This is a genomic window from Streptomyces sp. NPDC058295, from assembly GCF_042880655.1.
GTDB lineage: Bacteria > Actinomycetota > Actinomycetes > Streptomycetales > Streptomycetaceae > Streptomyces > Streptomyces coriariae.
Window position 1 is genome coordinate 1 of sequence record NZ_JBHVYO010000092.1, and the last position, 15,962, is coordinate 15,962.

13 protein-coding genes and 3 pseudogenes are annotated in these 15,962 nt (G+C 71.5%); 6 read left to right on the forward strand and 10 right to left on the reverse strand.

What is annotated here, in order from left to right:
- Nucleotides 1-541 precede the first annotated feature (541 nt).
- The 3 genes and pseudogenes from ACFVYS_RS42970 to ACFVYS_RS42980 form a co-directional block, all read left to right on the forward strand.
- Nucleotides 542-1,063, forward strand: a complete 522-nt coding sequence (locus ACFVYS_RS42970) for a hypothetical protein (protein WP_389511230.1) — start codon at nucleotides 542-544, stop codon at nucleotides 1,061-1,063.
- Between the two features lie 35 nt (nucleotides 1,064-1,098).
- A complete protein-coding gene (locus ACFVYS_RS42975) occupies nucleotides 1,099-1,254 on the forward strand; it encodes a hypothetical protein (RefSeq protein WP_389511252.1) in 156 nt (51 codons plus the stop codon).
- Nucleotides 1,205-1,408, forward strand: a pseudogene (locus ACFVYS_RS42980) (carbamate kinase); the annotation flags it as partial. The gene ACFVYS_RS42975 and the pseudogene ACFVYS_RS42980, both read left to right, overlap by 50 nt.
- On the opposite strand, the pseudogene ACFVYS_RS42985 reads toward ACFVYS_RS42980, so the two are convergent.
- A pseudogene (locus ACFVYS_RS42985) lies at nucleotides 1,399-1,511 on the reverse strand (PEP/pyruvate-binding domain-containing protein); the annotation flags it as partial. The pseudogenes ACFVYS_RS42980 and ACFVYS_RS42985 overlap by 10 nt on opposite strands.
- Nucleotides 1,512-1,573: 62 nt before the next feature.
- On the reverse strand, nucleotides 1,574-2,482 hold the full coding sequence (locus tag ACFVYS_RS42990) for a universal stress protein (protein WP_389511232.1): 909 nt from the start codon (nucleotides 2,480-2,482) through the stop codon (nucleotides 1,574-1,576).
- A gap of 355 nt (nucleotides 2,483-2,837) precedes the next feature.
- On the opposite strand from ACFVYS_RS42990, the gene ACFVYS_RS42995 reads away from it, so the two are divergent.
- The 3 genes from ACFVYS_RS42995 (at nucleotide 2,838) to ACFVYS_RS43005 (ending at nucleotide 4,855) form a co-directional block, all read left to right on the forward strand.
- Complete coding sequence (locus tag ACFVYS_RS42995) at nucleotides 2,838-3,314, forward strand: Crp/Fnr family transcriptional regulator (protein ID WP_389511234.1); 477 nt, start codon at nucleotides 2,838-2,840, stop codon at nucleotides 3,312-3,314.
- 42 nt (nucleotides 3,315-3,356) lie between these two features.
- Nucleotides 3,357-4,019, forward strand: a complete 663-nt coding sequence (locus ACFVYS_RS43000; RefSeq protein ID WP_389511236.1) for a CBS domain-containing protein — start codon at nucleotides 3,357-3,359, stop codon at nucleotides 4,017-4,019.
- A 134-nt stretch (nucleotides 4,020-4,153) separates the two neighbouring features.
- Nucleotides 4,154-4,855, forward strand: a complete 702-nt coding sequence (locus ACFVYS_RS43005) for a response regulator (protein WP_389511238.1) — start codon at nucleotides 4,154-4,156, stop codon at nucleotides 4,853-4,855.
- A gap of 57 nt (nucleotides 4,856-4,912) precedes the next feature.
- Here the strand turns inward: ACFVYS_RS43005 and ACFVYS_RS43010 are convergent, their stop codons facing one another.
- The 8 genes and pseudogenes from ACFVYS_RS43010 to ACFVYS_RS43045 form a co-directional block, all read right to left on the reverse strand.
- Nucleotides 4,913-6,658, reverse strand: a complete 1,746-nt coding sequence (locus ACFVYS_RS43010; protein WP_389511240.1) for a GAF domain-containing protein — start codon at nucleotides 6,656-6,658, stop codon at nucleotides 4,913-4,915.
- Between the two features lie 435 nt (nucleotides 6,659-7,093).
- The gene (locus tag ACFVYS_RS43015; protein WP_389511242.1) at nucleotides 7,094-7,603 is read right to left on the reverse strand and encodes a flavodoxin domain-containing protein; all 510 of its coding nucleotides are present in this window, start codon (nucleotides 7,601-7,603) and stop codon (nucleotides 7,094-7,096) included.
- A gap of 53 nt (nucleotides 7,604-7,656) precedes the next feature.
- Nucleotides 7,657-10,365 carry a GNAT family N-acetyltransferase gene (locus ACFVYS_RS43020; protein ID WP_389511244.1) on the reverse strand — a complete coding sequence of 903 codons (2,709 nt, stop codon included), beginning with the start codon at nucleotides 10,363-10,365 and terminating at the stop codon, nucleotides 7,657-7,659.
- A gap of 189 nt (nucleotides 10,366-10,554) precedes the next feature.
- On the reverse strand, nucleotides 10,555-10,731 hold the full coding sequence (locus ACFVYS_RS43025) for a hypothetical protein (protein ID WP_389511246.1): 177 nt from the start codon (nucleotides 10,729-10,731) through the stop codon (nucleotides 10,555-10,557).
- 31 nt (nucleotides 10,732-10,762) lie between these two features.
- Entirely contained in the window at nucleotides 10,763-13,147 is a 2,385-nt protein-coding gene (locus ACFVYS_RS43030) for a phosphoketolase (RefSeq protein WP_389511247.1), read from the reverse strand.
- Between the two features lie 151 nt (nucleotides 13,148-13,298).
- Nucleotides 13,299-13,871: pseudogene (locus tag ACFVYS_RS43035) on the reverse strand (universal stress protein); the annotation flags it as partial.
- Between the two features lie 46 nt (nucleotides 13,872-13,917).
- A complete protein-coding gene (gene adhP / locus ACFVYS_RS43040) occupies nucleotides 13,918-14,940 on the reverse strand; it encodes an alcohol dehydrogenase AdhP (protein WP_389511249.1) in 1,023 nt (340 codons plus the stop codon).
- A 24-nt stretch (nucleotides 14,941-14,964) separates the two neighbouring features.
- Nucleotides 14,965-15,864, reverse strand: coding sequence for a universal stress protein (locus tag ACFVYS_RS43045; protein WP_389511250.1), 900 nt, complete (start codon nucleotides 15,862-15,864; stop codon nucleotides 14,965-14,967).
- Nucleotides 15,865-15,962: the final 98 nt, after the last annotated feature.

Consider the following 15,962-nt stretch of genomic DNA (forward strand, 5'->3'; position numbering starts at 1 on the left):
GCGGTGACCTGCCAGGACCTGTCCTGGCAGGTCACCGCCATGGCGACGCCGGGCGGTGGTCCCCTTGTGCCTGGCCCGAATGGGGCTACGCTGGCGACCAGACGTCCTGGACCCCGGCGCCTACTGCCAGTTGACACGGATGCACCCGGGCGGCAACTGTGCGGTCGCCCGATGCTTCCCCGCGGCCACCGGCCCGATATCCGAACTCTCCCGCCGTACGGCCGCATTCAGAGACACACGGCACCGCGCCCGGAGTCCATGACCGCGCCCTGGGGCATCAGGAAGAACCGTCGCTCCAGTCTTCCCTTCGCGAAGACACGCACGTCCTGCCCCGCACCACGGCGCCGTGCCGACCTCTTTCGGACGGAGGCACAATGCCCAGATCTCAGATGCTGACAGGGCATCGGCAGGGCGCTGACGACCGGGCCCCGATCACCGGGGCAGGTGAACCCGGCAGCGATCCGGTGCCACGTACGGGACCTCCCCAGAGGCTTCGGCCGGCGCACCCGGGCTCCGATCCCGGCGCCCGGAGCCCACGGTGGTGACCACACCGACCGGGGCACGGACCGCCGACGCGGAACCCCACAACCCCCAGACCGAACGGCTCCTCGCACGCCGACGCTCGGTCGTCGCCTGGTGCGACCGTCACCTGATGGCCATCCACGCCCTGTCCACCCTCATGACGGACGACCCGGGCATTGTCGAAGCTGCCCTGTCCGAGGTGCTCACCGACCCCGTCGACCCTCCCGCGGCCTTCGGTAAGGAGGAGAGCCCCGGTTTCTCGGTCCCTGCTCCTCACCGAGCACCGCCACGGCCTGCTCCCGCACACCTGCCCGCGGCCAGAGACCGCTGTCCCGACAGCGCCTCCTCCCCGCTCGACCGCATCGAGCTGGCTCTCCACCTCATCGGTGACCGCTCCTGCGCCACCGTCTCCCGAAGACTCGGCCTCCCCGAGCGCTCCATCGCCGCCCGCCTGAGTTCGGGGCTGTGGGTGCTGTTCACTCCCTGCGACGGCGATGCCAGCTACTCGCCGCAGGGCCGGCTCTCTTCCGGGTGCCGTTAGGTCTCCCACGTGGACAGAAGGGAGGAGAACCTCATATGAGTACCCGGGTGAACGACGCGGCGTCCGGCACACCTCCGGTGCCGCAGGCCCCGGTCGAGGCCGCCCCGCTGCGCCGGGCCTGGACGAACTGGCCCGTGTGCGGTTCCCTCCTCGGCGCCCGAGCGGATTCTGGGGACCGGGACCGTCCATGAACCGCTGAACAGCGGCACGCTCGTCAGCTGCGCGGGCGGGGGAGGCGTCCCCGTCACCGCCGACCGTGTCACCGGCGCGGTGACCGGAGTGGAAGCCGTCGTCGACAAGGACCTCACCGCTGCGGTGCTCGCCGAGGACCTGAAGGCCGGGTACTCCCGGCAGGCGCGGGTGGTGACGGTGAAGCCAGGGGGTACGGGCAGTCCCAGCCGGGTCATCTCCGCGAGGTTCGCCCCCTTGCCCCGAGGACGTCCGCCATGTCACGGCCGCCCTCGGCGAATGCGTACACGTACCGGGTCGTCTCTCACCCTCCGGGCTTGTTCAGGCGTGCGGGACGACGGCGACGGGGCAGGGCGCGTGATGCAGCGCCGCGTGCGCGACGGGGCCGAGGTGGGTGCCGAGACGGGATTCGCGGATCCGGCGTCCCACCACGAGGAGGGCCGCGCCGGCCGAGGCGCTGATCAACTGGTCGGCGGCACGTCCTGCGGTGACGCTCTCGGTGACGGCGACCTCGGGGAACTTCTCGCACCAGGGGCGCAGTGCGGCGGCCACGGCGTGCTCCCGCTCCGCCCGTAGCTCCGGGCCGCTCACCGGGACGATCCTGTCCGCCACGGCGAAGTCCGGCGGACGGCTGAAGGTGTGGACAACGCGCAGCGAGGAGCCCCTGCGCCCGGCGGCGTCGAAGGCGAACTCGATCAGTTCGTCGCAGGGCCGGCCGGTGTCGAGGCCGAGGACGACATCGCGGTACGGGATCCCGGGTATCTCGTCCGGGGAGATGCCGTCCGGTGCCGAGAAGTGCTCATCAGCGGTGCTCCCGCCCACCCTCACCAACACCACGGGACGGGGTGCCCTGGCGACGACCCGCTGCGACACCGACCCCATCAGGAACCCCGCGACGCCGCCGAGTCCACGGGAGCCGAGGACCAGCAGCTCGGCCTGTTCGGCCGCCTTGAGAAGGGCTGAGACCGGCGAGTCCGCCAGCGCCTGGCCGATGACCTGCAGTCCTGGGTGCGCGGCGCGCATGCTGTCCGTCACCCGTTCCGGCAGGTCCTCGGCCAGGGCCCGTTCGGACATGTCCGCGGGCACGGACGCAGCCGGACGCGGATGCCACTCCCAGGCATGCACCAGGCACAGCGCGGCGCCCCGGCGCGTGGCTTCCCGGGCCGCCCAGTGCGCGGCTGCCAGGCTTTCGGGAGAACCGTCGATCCCCGCGGTGACTTGTCGAAGCATGATCCGTACCTCCAGTGTTGCTGCCCGTGGGTTTCTGTTCCTCCATCGAGTCTGGTACCGGGACGAGCAGCGGCGCAGAGGCCGGGCAGGCCCTTGCGAGGGGCCCTTCGGCCCTGATGCTGTCCCGCCGTGCACGGCCCGGCGGCCTCCCGCACCTCGCGGCACGAGCAACGGGCCGTGCAGATCGCCCTGGCCGATGCCATGCGGCCCGGCCTGGGCACGAGCAACGGGCCGTGCAGATCGCCCTGGCCGATGCCATGCGGCCCGGCCTGGGGGCCGGGTGGCCCATGGCGGAGGAGTGGAGAGGGGGAGAGATTGGAGTCGGCAGGGTCGCGCTCCAGGAAGAGGCAGGACCATGAACGCTTCCCCTACATCCACATCTGCATCCAGCATGCTGCGGGCGTTGCCCGCCGATCACCGCGAGCGGCTGATGCGCCTCGCCCGCGAGGTGTCGTTCCCGCAGGGCACCCGCCTCTTCGAGGAAGGCGGGCGCGCCGACCGGTTCTGGATCATCCGTACCGGCACGATCGCCCTCGACATGCACGTGCCCGGCCGCCGAGCAGCCGTCATCGAGACACTCGGGCACAACGAACTCGTCGGCTGGTCCTGGCTGTTCGGACCGCACGCCTGGTGCCTGGGCGCCGAGACGACGAGCCCGGTGCGCGCGTACGAGTTCGATGCCGAGGTGGTACGGGCCATGTGCCGGGCCGATCCCGTGCTGGGAATGGCGGTGACCCAGTGGGTGGGCGACGTCGTCGCCCGCCGACTGCGGTCGGCGAGGACCCGCCTGCTGGACGTGTACGCGCCCTACGGCAGCGGCAGCTCTCGCTGACCAGACCACGACGCAATCGTCGGAACCGACCAAGGAGTCACCGTGCACGGCACCCCGCACATCGTGAGCGACGTGATGACCCACACCGTCGCCTCCATCGGCCGCAGGGCCGACTTCAAGGAGATCGTGCAGCTGATGGAACAGTGGAACGTCAGTGCCCTTCCCGTTCTGGAGGGCGAGGGCCGGGTGGTCGGGGTCGTCTCCGAGGCCGACCTGCTGTACAAGGAGGAGTTCCGCGACGCCGACCCCGACCGTGACACACAGCTGCGGCGTTTCTCCGATCTCGCCAAGGCCGGCGCCGTGACCGCCGAGGAGCTGATGACGTCGCCGGCCCTGACCGTCCACGCGACCGCGACGCTCGCGCAGGCCGCCCGCACCATGGCGCACGCCAAGGTCAAACGGCTCCCCGTCGTCGACGACACAGGCAGGCTGGAAGGCGTCGTCAGCCGCGGTGATCTCCTGAAGGTGTTCCTGCGGGACGACGAGGAGGTCGCCGAGGAGGTCCGCAGGGAGGTCGTGTCCTATCTGTTCCCCGCGTCGTCCTCGTCTGTGCGTGTGCAGGTGAAGGAGGGGATCGTCACACTCGCCGGGCGCGTCAGGGACACCTCTCTGGTGCCCGTGGCCGCACGCCTGGTGCGGGCCGTCGAGGGTGTGGTGGACGTGGAGTGCGAGCTCACTGGCCCGGCTCGCCGCCCGGAGCAATGACCGCCGGCCGAACCGAGGGCCATGGCCCAGTTGGGCCGGTCGGCCCTGGTGCATCCGCTTCACAAGGGTGACGATCGTCATCACAGTGGCATGTGGTCCGTGGTCTGTGGTCCACCAGCGAACGAGGGGTCGTCATGGCCGAGGCGCGTACCTTCACGGAACAGAACCCGATCCGGGTCTTCCTGCTGGATGACCACGAGGTCGTACGACGCGGTCTCACCGACCTGCTGGACTCCGAGCCGGACATCTCGGTGGTCGGCGACGCGGACAGCGCCGAGCGCGCGCTGGTGCGCGGGCCGGCGCTGCGCCCGGACGTGGCCGTCCTCGATGTACGCCTGCCGGACGGTGACGGGATCAGTGTCTGCCGTGAGCTGCGCAGCCGCATGCCGGAGCTGGCCTGTCTGATGCTGACGTCGTTCGACGACGAGGAGGCCCTGCTCGACGCGATCATGGCTGGGGCGGCGGGCTATGTGCTCAAGCAGATCAGGGGCTCCGACCTGGTCGGGGCGGTCCGCACGGTGGCTTCCGGCCAGTCGATGCTGGATCCGACGACGACCGCCCGCCTGATGCGCTCCCTGCGCGCGGACCCCGCCGAGGGACCGGCGCTCGCACCTGAGCTCGCCGGCCTGTCACCCCGCGAGCGGGACATCCTCGCGCTGATCGGGGACGGGCTCACCAACCGCGAGATCGGCAAGAAGCTCTACCTGTCCGAGAAGACGGTGAAGAACCACATCTCCCGGCTGCTGGCCAAACTCGGCGTCCAGCGCCGCGTCCAGGCGGCGGTCCTGGCCAGCCATCTCGAACGGCCCGACTCCACCGACCACCCGACGCGATGAGTCCGCCCTGCCCCGCCTCGTCGTCCGGGCCTGCCGCCGGGCCGCGCCCTTCGACGGTCAGCCTCCGGCCGCGTCGCCGTCCGCACTCACGGGAACCCGCCACACCAGCCGTGTGCCGCCGCCCTCCGGCCGTTCGCCGAGTGTCAGCGTTCCGCCGAGGGTGACGGCCCGCTCCTCGATGTTCTTCAGCCCGCTGCGCCCGATGTCACCCCGCACCCCGCAGCCGTCGTCCGTCACCGTGAGCGTCAACTCGCCCCTTTCGCACTGAAGCCGGACGTCCACCGCCTGTGCCCCGGCGTGCCGGGCCGCGTTGCTGAGCGCCTCGCCGAGCACCGCGACCGCGTGGTCGGCGATGTCGCCGGGGACATCGGTCTCGACGAGCCCCTCGATGCGCAGTGCGGGCGGGAATCCGAGTGACGTGGCCGAGGCCCTCACCGCCTCGGCCACCCGGCCGCGCATGCCGTCGCTCTCCCGCCCGACCCCGCTGTGGGTGCGCAGTCCGAAGATCGTGGACCGAATGATCTTGATGGTGTCGTCGAGGTCGTCGACGGTCCGGGTCAGCCGCTCCATGCCCTCGGGGTGCTCCATGAAGCGCTGGGTGCTCTGCAGGGTCATGCCGGCCGCGAAGAGCCGCTGGATGGCGAGGTCATGGAGGTCACGGGCGATGCGGTCACGGTCCTGGAGCAGCGTGAGCTGTTCCGCGTCCCGCCGCCGTTCGGCCAGCTCCAGGGCGAGCGCCGCCTGGTCGGCGAACCCGAGCAGCGGCCCGGTGTCCACGTCGCCGAACGGCGTACCGGCCGGCACGCGCCCCAGCAGCAGCACGCCCCGCGCCTTGCCGCCGGCGCCGAGCGGCACCGCGACCACGGGTCCGAGCCCGGCCCACTGGGCTTCGTCCTCGCCCGTGCGCGCGTCGCGCTCGATGTCGGCGCTGACCACCGGTTCGGCCGCGCCGAGTGCCGCTCCTACGAAACCGTCGCGCGCGGACAGCACCAGACCGCTGCGTTCCTCTCGTCCCAGGCCGACCGCCAGGGCCGGCCGTAGTGTCTCCTCGCCCGGTACGTGTTCCGCGATCAGTCCCATGTCGGCGGAGACGATCTTCCGGGCCTCGTCGACGATCAGCTCCAGGACGTCCGGGCTCGGCGCACCGGTCAGGAGCATGCTGGTGACCTTGCCGCTGGCCCGCTGCCAGCGTTCGCGCAGCCTGGTCTCCTCGTACAGCCGTGCGTTCTCGATGGCCACCCCGGCGGCCACCGCCAGCGTCGACAGGACGGACTCGTCCTCCACGTCGAATTCCCTGGCGCTACGTTTCTCGGTGAGGTAGAGGTTCCCGAAGACCTCGTCGCGCACCCGGATCGGTACACCGAGGAAGGAGTGCATCGGCGGGTGGTGCGCCGGGAAGCCGTACGACGCGGGATGTTCCGACAGCTCCGGCAGCCGCAGTGGCGACGGGTGCCGGATCAGCTCTCCGAGGAGACCGTGCCCGCTGGGCAGCGACCCGATCTCCGACCGCTCCTCTTCGCCGATACCGACGGTCAGGAACTCGGACAGCTTCTGGTCACCGCCGATCACACCCAGCGCCCCGTACTCGGCGTCCACCAGCACCACCGCGGCCTCGACGATACTGCGCAGCACCTGTGGCAGGTCGAGCTCCCGTCCGACGGAGAGGACGGCCTCCAGCAGGCTGTGCAGACGGTCCCGCGTACCCCGTACCGCGTCGATGCGCACCTGCAGCTCGCCCAGCAGCTCGTCGAGCCGCAGCTTGGGCACTTGCTCCTCGGAACCGCCGTGCCGATCCCCGCTCATGACTTCCTCCGACCGAAACAGCAGACAAGGCGGCTCGAACCAGTTCCCCTGTCTTCACCGTACTGTCCCGGGGGCCTCGGCCTCCGGGACAGTACGGTGAAGACAGGTCGGCATCCCGGCCACGCGGACCGCTCCCTCAAGCACAGCGCCGGCTCCAGAACGGGCCCCGTCGCTGCCCGCTCCCGCACGCCCGCCCGACGGCGTTGGGTCACGGTCCGCACCTCGATCCACGTGCCCACCACGCAGACCGCGGCCGCCGTGGCTGTCCCTCCTGCCGGACGACCGTGGTGCTGCCCTCGGCTGCACCGGCCACCACCCTGACCGCGCTGATCCGTGCCCGCCCGCAGGGCGTCGTACTCGGCGGAGCCGACGAGCCGCAGCCTGGGCGCACTCACCGACAGGACGGCGGACGGGCCGGGACGAGGCCCGCATGGTTCAGCTCCCTTGTGACACGCCCGCGAGTTCACTGCCGATCCGAGTGGCCCACGCCTCAATCTCCGTGAAGTCGCGGAAGTCTCCGCCCTTGCCGGAGGAGACGATCTTCCGGGCGACGAATCCCTTCGCTCCCTCATCGAGGCAGCCGCCGAAGGTGACGTGTTCCCTGGCGTCGAGCCGGATCATGGCACGCTTCACTCCGGGGACGGGCGGGATGTCCCGCTCCGAGGCCGAGGGGTCGAGCGGGCCGCTGCTGAACATCCACAGCGGGCGTCCGGCCAGTGCGCGGCTGTGGTGGCGGACGAAGCGGCGGGCGTGCTTCTGCCAGCGCCCGGCGTACAAGCCGCCTCCGACCACCACGGCCTCGTACGAGGCCACGCTCGCCACGGACTGGGCGGGCAGTACGTCGACCTTCAGCCCGGCCTTGCGCAGGACCTCGGCCACGGCCTCGGCGATCCGCGCGGTCGATCCGTTCGTCGTTCCGTAGGCGACCAACACACTGCTGGGCATGGCGGTCCGCCTCCTCTCATAGGTTGTGCGGCTCAGAGTTTGTCCGTTCCTCCTCAGCGCAGTCGGCGCAGATAGGGGTCCTGAGCCCTGCGCGGCAGCAGGCGGACCCGTGCGTCGAGCACCGAGACCGAATCGGGCGTCGCGAGGACGGGGTTGAAGTCGGCCTCGGCGAGTTGCGGAAGGTCGACCGCCATACGGGACAGGCGCAGCAGCAGCTGTTCCAGACCCTGGAGGTCGACGGGTCCGCTGCCGTGCGCGCCGAACAGGAGCGGTGCGCAGCGCGGTGCGGTGATCAGGTCGTGTACGTCGTGGTCGGTCAGCGGGGCGAGGCGGGCGGCGTGGTCGGCCAGGACCTCGGTCGCGGTGCCGCCGAGTCCGAACAGCACGAGCGGGCCGAAGACCTCGTCCTGGACGACTCCCGCGAACAGTTCGGTGCCGCGTGCGGCCAGCGGCTGGACGACCACGCCGGTCATGAGTCCGGCGAACCGTGTCTCGAAGTCCCGGTAGGCGGCCCGGACCTGGGCGTCTCCTTCGAGATCGAGGTGCACGGCGTGCTGTTCGCTCTTGTGGAGCTGGCCGGGCCAGTGAGCCTTCATGACCACCCGGCCGTCGGGGCCGCGCAGCCGTTCGGCCGCGATGACGGCGTCGTCCTCGGTCTGCGCCCAGGACCACGGAAACTGGGGAATGCCGTAGCGGGTGAGGAGTTCGGCGCAGGTACGCGGATCGAGCCAGCCGCCCTCCGGGTGGGCGGCGAGGTACGTCTCGGCGACCGCGCGGGCCCCGGCCGTGTCGACCTCCGCGAGCTCCGGGATCGTGCCCGCCGCCCGGCTCAGCCAGGCCGCGCGGTGAGCGGCGTGGGCCAGCGCACGTGCTGCCGCACCGGGTTCGGCGTACGAGGGAATCGCGCCGCCCTCCGTGGCCGGCAGCAGCCTGACGGGCAGGTCCTGCTCCAGGCGTACGACGGCGACCGGAAGGGCGCGGCGTGCGGAGCCGCTGGTGAGGGCCCGCACGAGGTCGTCGCCGGTCGCGGCCGCGACGGCCGTGGGGACGAGGGCCAGCAGGACGGCGTCGATACCCGGGTGCCGCATGATCCGGTCCACGCAGTCCCCGAGCTGCTCCTCCGTGACGGCTGCGGTGACGTCGACGGGGTTGCCCGCGGTCGCACCGTCGGGCAGTACGGCAGACAGGCTTTCGACCACCGAGGGTGTCAGCGGCGGAAGCGACAGTCCCGCTTCCGCGCAGGCGTCCGCGGCCAGGACACCCGCGCCGCCCGCATTGGTGACGATCGCGACGCGGGTCCCGGCCGGCAGCGGCTGGGAGTGCAACAGGGCGGCTGTTTCGAGGAGTTCACCCACCGAACGGGTGGCGGTGATGCCGGCCTGGGTGAACAGCGCCTGCCGGGTCATGGTCGGGGTCGCGGCGGCAGCGGTGTGCGAGGCGGCGGCGCGACGGCCGGCGTCGGTGCGGCCCGCGTCGACCGTCAGCACCGGCATGCGGTGGGTGACGCGCCGTGCGGTACGGGAGAACGCGCGCGGGTTGCCGAAGGACTCCAGGTGCAGCAGGGCGAGGTCGGTGCGGCCGTCGCTCTCCCACCACTGGAGCATGTCGTTGCCGCTGACGTCGTACTTGTCGCCGAGCGAAGCGAAGGACGAGACACCGATGCCGAGCCGGGACATCCCGTCGAGCAGGGCGATGCCGACGCCGCCGGACTGCACGGCGACGCCCGCCGTGCCGGGACGCGGATGGTCCGCCGCGAAGGTGGCGTCGAGGGAGAGTGCCGGGTCGGTGTTGGTGATGCCGAGGGAGTTGGGGCCGACGAGCCGCATGCCGTACGTGCGGCAGGCGGCCATGAGTGCTTCCGCCTGCCGGCTGTCGAGGCCGGCCGAGACGACGAGCAGTGCCCGTACTCCGGCCTTGCCGCACTCCTCCGCGGTGGCGGGGAGAGCTGCCGCAGGCACCGCGAGGACCGCGAGATCCGGGACCTTGGGCAGCGCGCTGACCGAGGGGTGGGACGGCACGCCGAGGATCGAGGTGGCCAGGGGGTTCACTGCGAAGAGCCGCCGGGTGAAGCCGCCCTCGTGCAGATGGTGCAGGAGAGCCCGCCCCACCGATCCTGGCCTGCGCCCGGCGCCTACCACCGCGATCGCGTCCGGTCGCAGCAGCGGCTCCAGGCTGGCCACGTCGGCGGCCCGGCCACGGGCCTCGACGGCAGAGAGATAGCCGTGGTCGCCCTCGTCGTCGTTCTCGTTCAGTGCGATGACGCAGCGCACCTCCGGACCCTCGAAACGGCGCGCGGTGCGCAGGCCCAGGTCGGCGAAGAGCCGAAGGACTTCGTGGTTCTCCGAGAGTGCGTCCGCCGTGAACGTGGTGATGCCGTCCGCACGGGCGGCGGAGACCAGGTGCTCGATCAGGAGGGTGCCGACGCCCCGGTGGTGCAGTCCGTCGGCCACCGCGATGGAGATCTCGGCCGTGGCCGCTTCGCCGCCGACCTCGTACTCGGCCAGGCCGATCACCTGCCCCTGCGACTCGGCCATCAGCGCCCGGTATCCGGGGCGCGGCGGCGCACACGCCCGGTCGGCGGCCATCGCTGCGGAACGCCGGCTCGCCGCGAAGAACCGCAGCCGCAGATTCTCCGCGGACATCTCCTCGTAGAGCCCCTGCAACTGCTCGTGATCGCCCGGCCGCACAGGACGTATGCACACGGTGGTGCCGTCCGAGAGCAGGGCATGGACCGTGGGTCGGCTGAGCGTGTCGTACGTCATCGTGGGTCTCCTCCAAAGCCTTCTGACACTTCGAGCATCCAGCGGATCGGGCAGTGACCGCATGGGCTGTCCGGGGGTGCTTTGGGGGCCGATCGGCCCTGGAGACCGGTCCCGAACGCGCAACGGCCCAGGCCTGCACCCGGCGGACAGCGCGGGTGCGGGCGTGGGCCCGTGCGGGGTGGCGCCGGTTTAGAGGTCGGCGCCTTTGCCGTCGTACCAGCCGAAGACCTTGCCCAGATTGCCGTGCGCCTGTGTCAGGGCCGGGTCCAAGACGCAGGAAGCGGGGTTCGGTGCCGCTTCTGCACGATCGAGAGCCGCGCGGACGTAGGTGCGGCTGAAGCCGTTGATGCCGACTCGTACGGTCATGGCATTGACCTCCTACGCGCGGTAGGGGTGCTCAGGCCGTCCAGGTCCAGTCGGTGACCTCGGGCAGGTCGGTGCCGTGTTCGCGGATCCAGGCGTGGTGCCGGGTGCGGGCGTCGGCCATCTGCTGGCGTACGGAGGCGGCGCGGACGGCGAGGCCGGGGACGCGGTCGATGACGTCCATGACCAGCCGGTAGCGGTCCATGTCGTTGCGGACCACCATGTCGAACGGTGTGGTCGTGGTGCCCATCTCCTTGTAGCCGCGGACGTGGAGGTTGGCGTGGCCGGTGCGGCGGTAGGCGAGGCGGTGGATCAGCCAGGGGTAGCCGTGGTAGGCGAAGATCACCGGCTTGTCGGTGGTGAACAGGCCGTCGTAATCGAAGTCGCCCATTCCGTGCGGGTGTTCCTCGCACGGCAGCAGCCGGGCCAGGTCGACGACGTTGACGACCCGGACGGCGAGTTCCGGCAGATGGCGGCGGAGCAGATCGGAGGCGGCCAGGATCTCCAGGGTGGGTACGTCGCCCGCGCAGGCGAGGACGACGTCCGGCTCCCGCGCGCTGTTCTCGCTGCCGGCCCAGTCCCAGATCCCGGCACCGCGGGCGCAGTGGGCGCGGGCCTCGTCCATGGACAACCAGTCGAAACACGGCTGCTTGCCCGCCACGATCACGTTGACGTAGTCGCGGCTGCGCAGGACGTGATCCGCCACGGAGAGCAGGGTGTTGGCGTCCGGCGGCAGATAGACCCGTACGACCTCGGGGCTCTTGCTGAGGACGTGGTCGATGAACCCGGGGTCCTGGTGCGAGAAGCCGTTGTGGTCCTGACGCCAGACATATGACGTCAGAAGGTAGTTGAGGGAGGCGATCGGGGCCCGCCAGGCCAACTCCCTCGATTTCTTCAGCCACTTGATGTGCTGGTTGACCATCGAGTCGACGATGTGCACGAACGCCTCGTAGCAGGAGAACAGCCCGTGCCGGCCGGTGAGCAGATAGCCCTCCAGCCAGCCCTGGCAGAGGTGTTCGGAGAGGATCTCCATGACCCGGCCGTGCCGGTCCAGGTGTTCGTCCACCTGGAGGATCTGGGCCTGCCAGGCCTTGCCGCTGGCGTTGAAGACGGCGCCCAGCCGGTTGGAGGCGGTCTCGTCCGGGCCCACCAGGCGGAAGTCGCGCCGTCCCGACGTGTCCCTCATGACCTGTTCGAGGAGGTCACCGAGGACCCGGGTGGGCTCGTGCAGGGTGGCGCCCGGCTTGTCGACGGGGACGGCGAAGCGGTCCAGGGACGGCATCGGCAGGTCGCGTACGAGGAGGCCGCCGTTGGCGTGCGGGGTGGCGCCCAGCCGGCGGGTCCCCTCGGGGATACAGGCGAGGACGTCGACGGCGGGCCGCCCGTCGGCGCCGAACAGCTCCTCGGGACGGTACGAGCGCAGCCAGGTCTCCAACTGCCCCAGGTGCTGGGGGTTTTCGCGTACGCCGGACAGCGGGACCTGGTGCGCGCGCCACGTGCCCTCGACCGGGACGCCGTCGACCTCACCGGGCCCCGTCCAGCCCTTCGGAGTGCGCAGCACGATCATGGGCCAGTGCACGCGCTCGGCCACACCGTCCTCGCGGGCCGCGCTCTGCATCAGGGCGATGCGGTCCAGTGCCCGGTCGAAGGCGTCGGCCATGGCGCGGTGGACCTGGTGCGGGTCGTCGCTGGTGACGTGGATCGGTTCGTGGCCGTAGCCGCGCAGCAGCTCGTCGAGTTCCGACTCCGGGAGCCTGGACAGCACGGTCGGGTTGGCGATCTTGTAGCCGTTGAGGTGCAGGATCGGCAGGACGGCACCGTCGTGTACCGGGTCGAGGAACTTGCTGGAGTGCCAGGACGCGGCGAGCGGCCCGGTCTCCGCCTCGCCGTCGCCGATCACACAGGCGACCAGCAGGTCCGGGTTGTCGAAGGCGGCGCCGTACGCGTGCGCGAGCGAGTAGCCCAGCTCGCCGCCCTCATGGATCGAGCCGGGCGTCTCCGGCGCGACATGGCTGGGCACTCCACCGGGGAACGAGAACTGCCGGAAGAGCCGGTCCATACCCGCCGCGTCCCTCGAGACGTCCGGGTAGGTCTCGCTGTAGCTGCCCTCCAGCCAGGAACCCGCGAGCACGGCCGGCCCGCCGTGGCCCGGCCCCCACACGCACAGCGCGTCGAGACCGCGAGCCTTGATCACGCGGTTGAGGTGCGTGTACACGAGGTTGAGGCCGGGGGAGGTGCCCCAGTGGCCGAGCAGCCGCGGTTTGATGTGGGCGGCGGTGAGGGGTTCGGTGAGGAGCGGGTTGGCCATCAGGTAGATCTGGCCGACGGCAAGGTAGTTGGCGGCCCGCCAGTGGGCGTCCAGGGTGCGCAGTTCCTCGTCGGTCAGCACGGTGCTGCTCCGGTGTTCGACCTTGAGCATGGTGACTCCGTAAGTCGTCGAGGCGAGTCGGACTTCAGGAAGGGGCGCGAACCGAGGGCGCCCGCGCGTCGTGGTGTTCGAAGGGCGCCACGTTCGGCGTCTCGGAGCACGTGAACCCGCGCGTTGCGCACACAATGGCGCTCTGAGCCGGTCATGCCCGTTGGGGTACGACGGCCACCGGGCAGGCGCAGTGGTGCAGGACCGCGTGGGCGACCCGGCCGAGCTGGAGCCCGAAGTGGCCGTGGCGCCGCTGGGCGCCGACGACGAGCATGCCGGCGTCGGCCGAGGCGTCGAGCAGCACCTTGTGTGCGGGGCCTTCGGCGGTACGCCGGTGCAGTTCCACACCCTCCGGGGCATCCCGCAGCGCCGCGTCCAGGGTCTGAACGGCCCGCTCCTCGTGCAGCCGGGCGGGTTCGCCGGTCATCAGAGGATGGTCGGTGGTCTCGTACCCGGGGCACCGCCAGGCGCGTACGGCCTCCAGGGGCACCTGGCGCTGCGCCGCCTCCTGGAAGGCGAAGGGCACGGCCGCCGAGTTCTCCGGCTCCTCGCCGACCCCCAGCACGACGCGCCCGCGCATCGCGGAGTCCGCCTGGCTGCCGCGCAGCACGATCACCGGGCAGTCGGCGCGGGCGGCGACCGCGAGGCTGACCGAGCCGAGCAGCAGCTCGGCGACGCCGCCGCGGCCGCGCGAGCCCAGGACCAGTGCGGAAGCGACACGGCCCTGGACTCGGAACCGTCGACGCCCACGACCAGGGGGAGTTCCATCGGCCTCACCTTCCCGCAGCCATGTCGAAGACGATCCGCGCCTTGATCTCGCCGCGCAGCACGTCGTCGATGGAGTCATTGACGCCGGCGAGCGGCCGTGCCTCGTAGATGACCCTGGTGCGGCCTGCCGCGTGGAGCTGGAAGACCTCGGCCAGGTCCTGCCGGGTGCCCACGATGGAGCCGATCACCGAGGTGCCGTTCAGCACCGTGTCGAAGATCGGGACCTGGATCGTGCGGTGCGCCGGCAGGGCCACCAGCACGAGCTTCCCGCCGCGCCGCAGCCCGGCGTACGCCGCCGAGAACGCCGCCTCGTTCACCGCGAGCGCGACGGCGGCATGCGCACCGCCGTACCGTCGCAGCACCTCTCCCGGGTCCTGCTTGCGGGCGTCGATGACGAGGTCGGCGCCGAGTTCCGCGGCGAGTTCGAGCTTCTCGTCGGTGACGTCGATCGCGGCGACGGTCGCCCCGGCGATCTTCGCGTACTGCACCGCCAGGTGGCCCAGTCCGCCGACACCGGAGATGGCCACGAGCTGGGTCGGCTTGACGTCGGCGACCTTGAGGGCCTTGTACGTGGTGACGCCGGCGCAGGTCAGCGGGGCGGCCTCCAGGGCGCTGATGCCCTGGGGCACCGGTTGGGCGAAGTCGGCCCAGGCCAGCATCTTCTCGGCGTACCCGCCGTCGCACCCGTATCCGGTGTTGATCTGCTGCTCGCACAGCGTCTCCCGGCCGGACAGGCAGTACTCGCATCGCCCGCACGTCCTGCCCAGCCAGGGCACGGCGACGCGCTGCCCCGGTGCGAGGTGCGTGACGCCGTCGCCGAGGGCCTCGACGAGGCCGACGCCCTCGTGGCCGGGGACGAACGGCGGGTTCGGCCTGACCGGCCAGTCCCCGCGGGCGGCGTGGATGTCGGTGTGGCACAGCCCGGAGGCCTCGACCCGGATACGGACCTGCCCGGGGCCGGGCTCGGGATCGGGGCGCTCCTCGATGACCAGGGGCTCGCCGAAGGCTCGTACGACCGCTGCCTTCATGGATTCTCTCCTCCTCGGGACAGGTCAGCCGTGTGCGACGACGGCGACGGGGGCGGTGGAGTGGTGCAGTACGGCGTGCGTGATCGGGCCGATACGGGCGCCGAGCGGGCTGCGGCGGATGCGGCGGCCGACGACGACCAGGGAGGCCTCACGCGAGGCGTCGACCAGGTGAATGGCGGCCGTTCCGTACCGGGACTCCTCGACGACCTCGACGGCGGGGAACTTCTGCCGCCACGGGCGCAGGAGGTCGGTCAGGGTGGTGGCCTGCTGCCGGGACAGCTCGGTATGGAGTCCGAGGTCGGAGGAGAGGCCGTAGGCGTAGTAGGGCGGCGGGTTCCAGCCGTGGACGACCCGCAGGGAGGTGGCGCGGCGGCCGGCCGCCTCGAAGGCGAACCCGACGAGTGAGGGGTCCGGGTCGTCGGTGTCCAGGCCCAGGACCACGGGCCGGTAGGGGGCCGCGGCGGACGGGATGCCCGTCGGGTCCATCAGATGCTCGTCGGCGGCCTGTTCACCGGCCCGTACGAGGACCACGGGCCGCTCGGTGTGCGCCACGACGGCGAGGCCGACCGAGCCCACCAGGAACCCGCCGACCCCGCTCACTCCGCGCGAGCCCAGGACGAGCAGCGCGGCGTCCTCGGCCAGGTGCGCCAGGACCTCGCCGGGCCGGCCGGAGACCCGCTCCGCGGTGATCTCGACACCGGGGTGCCGCAGCCTCAGTCCCTCTGCGGACTCACGGCAGATCCACCCCCAGCCTTCGGCCGGGGGCGCACCCGTCTCGCTTCGCTCGCTCCCGTGCTGCTGGGGTTCCCCGACGTCGACGAGCTTCAGCGGCAGGCCGCGCAGCCTGGCCTCCCTGGCCGCCCATTCGGCGGCGGCGCGGCTCTCGGGTGAGCCGTCGAGGCCCACAGTGACGGTGCGGGGCATGGTCGCCACCTCCTGAATCGGGATCGCACGATCCGATTCCAGACTGGTGTCGATCGAGTCCGTGGTGCAGGGGCCGCAGGTCCCGGGCAGGGGCCGAT